Source organism: Microbacterium sp. Root53, assembly GCF_001426925.1.
Taxonomy (GTDB): Bacteria; Actinomycetota; Actinomycetes; order Actinomycetales; family Microbacteriaceae; genus Microbacterium.
This window is the reverse complement of record NZ_LMFR01000017.1, coordinates 1-8,181: the sequence shown is the minus strand read 5'-3', so window position 1 is coordinate 8,181 and position 8,181 is coordinate 1. Positions and strand designations below refer to the sequence as shown.

General features: G+C 66.8%; 10 protein-coding genes and 1 pseudogene. 1 reads left to right on the top strand and 10 read right to left on the bottom strand.

Annotation, left to right across the window (positions count from 1 at the left end):
• Positions 1-369 precede the first annotated feature (369 nt).
• Entirely contained in the window at positions 370-681 is a 312-nt protein-coding gene (locus ASD19_RS07960) for a putative quinol monooxygenase (protein ID WP_027020518.1), read from the bottom strand.
• 108 nt (positions 682-789) lie between these two features.
• Between ASD19_RS07960 and ASD19_RS07955 the strand changes: the two genes are divergently transcribed.
• Entirely contained in the window at positions 790-1,731 is a 942-nt protein-coding gene (locus tag ASD19_RS07955) for a GlxA family transcriptional regulator (RefSeq protein WP_055990901.1), read from the top strand.
• Between the two features lie 174 nt (positions 1,732-1,905).
• Here the strand turns inward: ASD19_RS07955 and ASD19_RS07950 are convergent, their stop codons facing one another.
• The 9 genes and pseudogenes from ASD19_RS07950 to ASD19_RS07910 all read right to left on the bottom strand — a co-directional run.
• Positions 1,906-2,640: an IS3 family transposase gene (locus tag ASD19_RS07950; RefSeq protein ID WP_082543093.1), complete on the bottom strand. Its 735-nt coding sequence runs from the start codon at positions 2,638-2,640 to the stop codon at positions 1,906-1,908.
• Positions 2,641-2,777: 137 nt separating this feature from the next.
• Positions 2,778-3,062 carry a transposase gene (locus ASD19_RS07945; protein ID WP_055990899.1) on the bottom strand — a complete coding sequence of 95 codons (285 nt, stop codon included), beginning with the start codon at positions 3,060-3,062 and terminating at the stop codon, positions 2,778-2,780.
• A gap of 284 nt (positions 3,063-3,346) precedes the next feature.
• Entirely contained in the window at positions 3,347-4,255 is a 909-nt protein-coding gene (locus ASD19_RS07940; protein WP_055990896.1) for a M48 family metalloprotease, read from the bottom strand.
• Between the two features lie 155 nt (positions 4,256-4,410).
• Positions 4,411-4,833: a thioredoxin gene (gene trxA / locus ASD19_RS14050; RefSeq protein WP_156377155.1), complete on the bottom strand. Its 423-nt coding sequence runs from the start codon at positions 4,831-4,833 to the stop codon at positions 4,411-4,413.
• Complete coding sequence (locus tag ASD19_RS14345; protein WP_200941088.1) at positions 4,830-5,135, bottom strand: glutaredoxin family protein; 306 nt, start codon at positions 5,133-5,135, stop codon at positions 4,830-4,832. The genes trxA and ASD19_RS14345 overlap by 4 nt, the downstream gene beginning before the upstream one ends.
• Complete coding sequence (locus ASD19_RS07925) at positions 5,135-5,758, bottom strand: redoxin domain-containing protein (RefSeq protein WP_200941087.1); 624 nt, start codon at positions 5,756-5,758, stop codon at positions 5,135-5,137. The genes ASD19_RS14345 and ASD19_RS07925 overlap by 1 nt, the downstream gene beginning before the upstream one ends.
• A gap of 97 nt (positions 5,759-5,855) precedes the next feature.
• Entirely contained in the window at positions 5,856-6,353 is a 498-nt protein-coding gene (locus ASD19_RS07920; RefSeq protein ID WP_055990893.1) for an Hsp20/alpha crystallin family protein, read from the bottom strand.
• A 144-nt stretch (positions 6,354-6,497) separates the two neighbouring features.
• Positions 6,498-7,674, bottom strand: a pseudogene (locus tag ASD19_RS07915) (IS256 family transposase).
• 185 nt (positions 7,675-7,859) lie between these two features.
• A partial coding sequence (locus tag ASD19_RS07910) for an integrase core domain-containing protein (protein ID WP_156377153.1) occupies positions 7,860-8,181 on the bottom strand: 322 nt, incomplete at its 5' end.

Genomic DNA, 8,181 nt, shown 5'->3' with positions numbered 1-8,181 from the left:
CGTCCTCACGGAACTCGCGCGGATAGGGCTTGGGCATGATGACATCCTCCCAGCGGCACCCTCAGGCACCACAGATCAGGTGTCACCTATTCGTTCAGCAGACCCGGCTTCCGGCGAACCGCCCCTGACCTGCGGAAACGCAGGTCAGGGGCGGTTCGGTTCTGGTGGTCGCGCGATGCGCTGGCCTCACGGCTCTGCCCGACACCGACGTCGCTCTCCTTTGCGACGGACCCCTCGCCGGCTGAGCGCTCGCGGCCGGCATCCTGTCCGTGTGCCGATAGGCCTCGCACCGCTCGGCAACGCAGCATGGCGTTGCGTCGCGACCTGGCGACGGCTCGGCGGGGCGCGATCGTCTCGTGCGTTGGCGGACTACGGGAGCTTGGACGCGAGGACGTCGGCCGCCAGGATCTCGGGTGCTGCGCTGAGGAGGTGCTGGTTGGCCATCAGGGCTGCGACGATGGCGCCGTTGGCGTGGGCGTCGCGAGCGGCCTCGTCGGGGAATGCATCGAAGATCCAGAAGGTGTCGGCGTGGGTCCTGACCGCGAACCAGACAATCGTTCCTACTTCTTCGTTGGCGAGTGCGACAGCGCCGGCGAGCAGATCGGCGAGCGCGTCGTGCTGTCCATCGGCCGCGACGATCTTGGCGACGAAGGCATACGGAAGTGATGCGGGTGTGGACATGAGGGACTCTCCTAGGTGTCGAGGTTTCTTGGTGAAGCGAGTTCAGCGTATGACGAGCGAGGGCCGGTGGGGAGTGGCGTATACGGCAGTATTGCTATTGTTTACGTCATGCGTATCGGACTGATCGCGATCGACGGCTGCTTCGGTTCGGCTATCGCGTCGATCATCGACATCGTGCGGGTGGCCGACGGAGCCCGCGGCGATGTCGACCCGCGGATCGACCCGATCGAACTCGCCATCCTCGGACCGAAACGGCGAGTGACCACGACGGCATCGATGACCCTGACGGTGGACCACCCGCTGTCGGAGTCCGGAGAGTTCGACGTGGTCGTCGTCCCTGCGCTTGGAACCCTTACGGCCGCCGCTACCAACGACGCCCTCCAGAGCCGAGATGCTCGTTCGGTCATCGCCTCGCTCGGGCGCCTCGACGAGGCGACCACCCGGATCGCCGCGGCGTGCACCGGCGTGTTCGCCGTCGCCGAGACCGGACGGATGCATCATCGACGGGCGACGACCAGCTGGTTCCTGGGGCCGGAGTTCCTGAAGCGCTATCCGACCGTCGCCCTCGATCTCGACACCATGGTCGTGGCCGACGGGAACCTCGTCACCGCCGGCGCCGCCTTCGCCCACATCGACCTCGCGCTCTCACTCGTGCGATCGATCAGCCCCGACCTGGCCCAACATGTCGCAAAGCTCCTCCTCATCGACGAGCGCCCGTCGCAGGCGGCCTTCGTCGCCTACGAACATCTCCGGCACGAGGACCCGATCGTCGTCGAGTTCGAACGCTTCGTGCGCGCCCGACTGGACGAACCGTTCAACGTCGCCTCCGTCGCGCAGTCGCTCGGCACCAGCCGGCGCACCCTCGAACGACGAGTCCGTGCGGCGCTCAACCTCACTCCGCTCGGCTTCGCCCAACGGCTTCGCATCGAACGGGCTCGGCACCTCTCAGCAACCACGGACCTCACCTCCGCCGAGATCGCGCTACGGGTCGGCTACGCGAACGCCGAGACTCTGCGCTCCCTCCTGCGCAGGGAGCGACGCCGTTCCTGACCTATCGCCATGCCTGTAGCCGGTGTGCCAGTGCTCGACTGGAACCACCTCTCAGCACGTCGCGTCGACGCTTCTGCGTCGCCCCTGGACGACCCACTCGACACGCCCGCAGCACAGGCCATGCGACGTGCCCCGGAGCCTGACCCGGTTTCCCGGACGGTTCTTGTGTGTTGATCATGCCGCTTTCGCGGCGGGGATGTGAAGTCGTTCGAACTCCACGGGGCTGAGGTTGCCAAGCGCGGTGTGTCGCCGGGTGGGGTTGTAGAAGCCCTCGATCCACTCGAATATCGCCGACGACAGCTCGGCCCTCGATGCCCATGTCGAGCGGTCGAGCAGCTCGCGTTGCATCGTCGACCAGAACGACTCGATGAGCGCGTTATCGACGCTGGAAGCGACTCTCCCCATCGATCCGAGCAACCCTGCTTGGCGGAGCCGGTGGCCGAAGAGCCATGAGGTGTATTGCGCTCCGCGGTCGGCATGCACCACGGTTCCGGGTTCTGGGCGTCGCCTCCAACGGGCCATCTCAAGCGCGTCGACGACGATCTCGGCGGTGATCCGATCGGAGATCGACCAGCCGACGACGCGGCGGCTGAACGCGTCAATGACGGCGGCGCAGTAGACCCATCCGTCCTTCGCGCGGTGCTGCGTGATGTCGCAGAACCAGAGCCGGTTCGGCGCGTCTGCGCGGAACTGCCGCTTCACGAGATCCTCGTGCGTCGCCGTGTCAGGCTTCCAGCCGCGCCGCTTCCGACGGTGCGAGACCCCGACCAGACCGTCCAGTCGCATCAACCGGGCGACGCGCTTGCGGCCGACGTGAACGCCGAGCCCGAGGCGCAGCTCGGCGAGCACGCGCGGAGCGCCATAAGTCTCGCGGGAGTCGGCGTGGATGCGTCGGATCGTCGTCGTCAACGCCGCATCCGCGACCGCTCACGGCGACGGTGGCCGGTTCACCCACTCGTAGTAACCGGAGGTCGAGACGTTCAGGAACCGGCAGGCCACCGCGACGGGGATCCCGTCCGCGGCGAGCTCCTGGACCAGCCGGAACCCTATTTTGGGAGCACGTTCTCCCGCGCGAAGTACGCCGACGCACGCTTGAGGATCTCGATCTCCATCTCCAGCACACGGTTGCGGCGACGCAACTCGACCAACTCCTTGTGCTCGTCAGTGGTGACGCCGGCCTTGCGTCCGGAGTCGACCGCGTCACGGTTCATCCAGTTCCGCAGACACGACTCGCTGATCCCAAGATCACGAGCCGTCTGGCCGACGGGGTTTCCCTGCGCAACGAGGTCAAGGGCTCGACGCCGGAACTCCGGCGGGTGAGCAGCAGGCATTACACGGACTCCTTCCGAGACGATCATCGCCTCAACTCAGGTGTCCGGAAAAGCGGGTCAGGCTCCCTATGGAAGAAGACACCCGCGTCGGAATGGGCGCTGCGTTTTCTCGGGCTCTCCACACACTGAAGCGAATCACCGCAAGCAGTTTGACGACACTTTGGTCCCCCAGTTCCTGCTTCACGCCCGGACTCCACTTCGAACGCCTTGAATACTTGCCTCCGCCGACTGGGGGCTGACCGGGGGCGCCGGGTCATGGTGTCTGAGAAGCGGGTCTGCTGGTGTCACCTCATGAGGTGGGAGATCCGCGCCGGCGACGCCGCCGCCGTCCGGCGGCTGTGATGTCCGGCGAGTTCGCGGAGCCGCCGGACCCGGTCGCTAGTGGGCGGGTGGGTGCGGAACAGCGCAGCCACGCCGCCACCGGCCAGCGGGTTGGCGATCATGAGGTGGGCCTGAGCGGCGGATGAGCCATTCGGCGCCATGGGCATCGCCTGGGTGCCGTGTTCGATCTTCTCCAGGGCGCTGGCCAGGGCGAGCGGGTCGCCCGACAGGTGGGCGCCGTCGGCGTCGGCCTGGTACTCGCGGCTGCGACTGATCGCGAGCTGGATCAGCCCCGCGGCGATAGGCGCCAGCAGCAGCATCAGCAGCGCGGCCAGCGGGTTTGGCGCGTCCTCCTCGTCGGAGCCGAAGGGCAGCAGCAGGGCGAGGCTGGCCAGCGAGGTGAGGATGCCGGCCAACGCGGCGGCGACACTGGAGATCAGGATGTCCCGGTTGCCGACGTGGGACAGCTCATGGGCCAGCACCGCACGCAGCTCCCGCGGGCTCAGAATCCGCAGAATACCCTCGGTGACGCACACTGCGGCGTTCTCGGGGTTGCGGCCGGTGGCGAACGCATTTGGCTGCGGCATCCGGCTCACGTACAGCCGGGGCATCGGCTGCCCTGCGGCAGCTGCCAATTCGCGCACCATCGCGTACAGCTGCGGCGCTTCGCGCTCAGTGATCGGCTCGGCGGCCATGGCGGCCAGCGCGATCCGGTCCGAGGCGAAGTAGGCCACACCGTTCATCACCAGGGACAGCACCGTCGCCACGAGGAGGCCAGTGCTGCCACCGAGCCCGTAACCGACTGCCAGGATCAGGCCGGTCAGCAGACCGAGCAGCACGGCTGTCTTCAGTCCGTTGTAGTAGCGGCGCATCGCTGAATTACCTCCCTGTTCCCCTTCCTCATGTCCGTCGATGTATTCGAGTGGGCGGCGCGCCCCACGCTCACCACTGACAACACGTACGGCTCAGCCCACATTCCCGAACGTTGAGCCGATGTGACTCAACTTCGGACGGTGCTGCATCAGCCTCAGGTGGTGAGTGCGCGTTCGACCCAGGCGCGCAGTTGCGGGGCGGGGACAGCGCCAATCATCCGGTCTATTTCTTTCCCGTCGCGGTAGAGCAGGAGGGTGGGGATCGAGGACACTCCGTGGCGCTGGGAGACGCGCGGGGACGTGTCCGCGTTGACCTTGGCGACTTTGAGGCGTCCGGCGAACTCGCGGGAGAGCCCGTCGACGACCGGGGCGATCTGCCGGCAGGGTCCACACCAGGGTGCCCACACGTCCACGAGCACCGGCAGAGTCGCCTCGGCGACGACCGTGTCGAAGGAGTTGTCGTCGGCTTCCACGAGCCAGGGCAGGTCGGCATGACATTTCGCACAGCGCACCTTGCCCGCACGTGCCTGGGGCACGCGGTTCTTCGCCGCGCACCCCGGGCAGGTCACCACGTTCACAGCCGTACTCCGTGCCGGGCGAGCACGGCCTGCACCTGACGGAGGCTGGGCTCCATGAGCCACTCCCCGTCGATGTGCACGACCGGCGTGCGGAGCCGCCCGCTGGTCAGCGCTTCCAGACGGGAGTACACGGAGGGGTGCTCGTCGAGGTCGACGTAGTCGTAGCCGATACCCGCCCGATCCAGTGCCCGCCGGATGAGCTGAGTGATCCCGCACCATCGGTGGCCGTAGATCGCCACCGGCACCGTGCGCATCCGCGGCGCGACCATCGTGCGGGCGGGGGTGATGTCCCAGATGGTCATCACTGCACCTCCTTGTCGTCGTGCTGCCGGTCCGCGACGAGGTCGAGAGCGGCCACGAGCTCGTCGAAGTCGGGCAGCTCCTTCAGCCGCTCGGACACGTGAGCCCAGCGGATGACCCCGTCAGCGTCGATCAAGTAGACGGCGCGTTCGCTGTGCCCGTCGGCATCGCGCCACACGTTGTACGCGCGGGCCGTCTCGCCCCGCGGCTGGAAGTCGCTCAGCAGCGGGTAGCGGATGCCGCGCACCGCCGCCCACGCGCCGTGGCTGTAGATCGAGTCCACCGAGATGCCGAGCAGCTGGATGCCGCGCGACGCGAATTCGTCATACTCCTGCTCATACAGCTCCAGCTGCACGCTGCATCCGGGGCTCCAGTCCAGCGGGTAGAACACCACCGCCACGGGCGAGCCGCGCAGTTCCGAGAGCCGCACGATGGTGCCGTCCGCGGCCGGGAGCGCGAAATTCGGTGCCGGTGTCCCCGGCTCCAGGCCCGTGGTCACCCGCGGCCCGTCCATCGGGGGTGCGCTGCGGTAGAGATCTCGAACGGTGGCCAGGTCGTCCGCGTCCTCCGAGACGAGCGCGGATTCGATGGCCGTCGTCGAATCCAGCAGCTCGAAGGCATCCATCACGCCACCCCCACTCGCCGGGAGCGGACAACGCGAACGTTGACATTCCCGCGCATCCGGCGCCCGGGGCCCCTCCGGGCCCCAGGCAGCCACCGGGTCAGGAAGCGACCGAATGCGCGGGTACGGCTTTTGGGCCCGCGACATCCTCCGCCGCGCCGGCCGACTCGATCGCCTGCTGAGCGGGAGCGGACGAGCCCACGGCGACCGCGACCTTGCGCGGGAGCGCGTCAGCCCTTACCGGCAGCGTGATCTTCAGGACTCCGTCCCGGTAGTCGGCCGCGATCGCGTCCAGATCCACCTCGTCGCCCAGCGCAAGCTGTCGCACCACACGCGCGGAACTGCGCTCGCGGACCAGCCAGCGCTCACCGTGATCCTCACGGGAGGTGTCGCGATCCGCGCGGATGGTCAGCAGCCCCGGCTCGGCCGACACATCGATCGACGACGGATCGAACCCCGGAAGATCTGTCTCCACCACATAGCGGTCGTCCTCGCGGTAAAGATTCACCGGCGCCGAACTCAGCGCAGACTCCGGGAGCCCGGAGAAGAACGCCGAGCTGATCCGGTCCAGCTCCTTGAACGTATCGAACAGCATCATCACTCTCCTCTCACGCATTGAGTCACCCCGAATCAAGTTCACTTGCGGTGAACATCCGAGCATGCCGTTTTATTCCCACCTTCAGAGAAAGTTTTCGGAGCCTGCCGGACTGTCCGATCAACGGTGTGTGAGGCCCGACGGTTTTCAGTGATTGGTTCTGTCGAACCGTCCGGCGAAGGTAATCGCGAACGCGTTGAGCACGGGCTTCCACCTGATCGCCCAGCGTGCCCTGCCGCCGCCGGTGGGGTCAAGTGATCGGGTCACGAGGTAGAGGCATTTCAGCGCCGCGGCCTCGTTTCACCTTCCGGATCTCGACGTCGTACTCGAGGAATGGCACGAACTCGGCCCACGCGTTCTCCCACAGCTGCACGATCGCCGGATACCTGCCGCCCCACTCGGCCGCGAACTCGGCGAACCGGTCCCTCGCCGCAGTCACGCTGGGTGCCGTGTAAACGGGCCGGAGGGCTTTCACGATCGCGTCGCGGTGTTGCCGGCCGGCGTAGCGGAAGCTGTTGCGGATCAGGTGCACGATGCACTGCTGCACGACGGTCCGCTCCCACGTGGTGTTGATCGCTTCGGGGAGGCCCTTCAGCCCGTCGCAGACGGCGATGAACACGTCCTCGACGCCTCGGTTCTTCAGCTCTGTGAACACCTGCAGCCAGAACCTGGCTCCTTCTGCGCCGTCGCCGGCCCAGATCCCGAGGATGTCGCGTTCCCCGTGCACGGTGACGCCCATGACGACGTAGAACGGGGTGTTGCGGACCTGCCCGTCGCGGACCTTGACGACGATCGCGTCGACGAAGATCACCGGGTAGATCGGATCCAGCGGTCGTCACGACCATTCCGCGAGCTCACCGGCGACCTTCTCGGTGATCCGGCTGATCCTGCCCTTGGACACTTTCGCGTCGTCGACCTCGTCGAAGTGAGCGGCGATCTCACCGGTCGTGAGCCCGCGCGCGCTGAGCGATAGGACGATCTGATCGATCCCGCCCAGGCGACGCTTCCGCTTCGGGACGATCACCGGCTCGAACGATCCGTCTCGGTCGCGCGGGACCTCGATCTCGACCGGACCGATCTCGGTGAGCACCGTCTTCGTCCGGGTGTCGTTGCGCATGTTCGTGCCGGCAGGTGTTCCGCCATGCGGGTGGCCGAGGTGCTCGGTCAGCTCCGCGTTCAAAGCCGTCTCGAGGACGTTCTTCGTGAGCTGGTTCAGCAGCGCTCCAGGGCCGACCAGGCTCATGCCCTGCTCCTTCGCTTGCGCGAGCAGCCGCTCGGCGAGGTCTTTCTGATCGATGATCTCTCCCGTCACGGGATCGATCATCGCGTCTTCCAACAACTCGGTCGTGTCAGCCACGGCCGTCTCCTTTCGGATCAGGCCGGACCCCACACACCGTTATTCAGACAGTCCCCGATCCGCCAAGGCCAGCAGACCGAGCCGGCGCGAGGCCTCGAGGTCACTGTGACGGGTAGCCGGGTGAAGCGCCCTGGGTCTGATGGAGACTCGCGCTATTTGATTCCGACCAGCAGTTCGCGGTCGGCTTGGACAGCATAGAACGCGTTCTCGAACTCGATGGGCGGGACGTCGCCGAGGTAGCCATGGAGACGTTGCGCATTGTGCCAGTGCACCCACCCGAGCGTCGCGAGCTCGAGGTCCTCGACGGTCTTCCACGGTCCTTGGCGGGCAGGTCCGCGGACGAGTTCGGTCTTGTAATAGCCGTTCACCGTCTCGGCCAGGGCGTTGTCATACGAATCGCCGACCGTTCCGATCGAGGGTGTCGCGCCGATCTCCGCGAGGCGTTCACCGTAGCGAATCGACGTGAACTGAGAG

What these genes read in the sequence shown, in the direction of transcription:
- ASD19_RS07960 (WP_027020518.1), bottom strand. Translation starts at nt 681, where the DNA reads ATGTCCACACCCGCATCACTTCCGTATGCCTTCGTCGCCAAGATCGTC.
- ASD19_RS07955 (WP_055990901.1), top strand. Translation starts at nt 790, where the DNA reads ATGCGTATCGGACTGATCGCGATCGACGGCTGCTTCGGTTCGGCTATC.
- ASD19_RS07945 (WP_055990899.1), bottom strand. Translation starts at nt 3,062, where the DNA reads ATGCCTGCTGCTCACCCGCCGGAGTTCCGGCGTCGAGCCCTTGACCTC.
- ASD19_RS07940 (WP_055990896.1), bottom strand. Translation starts at nt 4,255, where the DNA reads ATGCGCCGCTACTACAACGGACTGAAGACAGCCGTGCTGCTCGGTCTG.
- ASD19_RS14345 (WP_200941088.1), bottom strand. Translation starts at nt 5,135, where the DNA reads ATGACCATCTGGGACATCACCCCCGCCCGCACGATGGTCGCGCCGCGG.
- ASD19_RS07925 (WP_200941087.1), bottom strand. Translation starts at nt 5,758, where the DNA reads ATGGATGCCTTCGAGCTGCTGGATTCGACGACGGCCATCGAATCCGCG.
- ASD19_RS07920 (WP_055990893.1), bottom strand. Translation starts at nt 6,353, where the DNA reads ATGATGCTGTTCGATACGTTCAAGGAGCTGGACCGGATCAGCTCGGCG.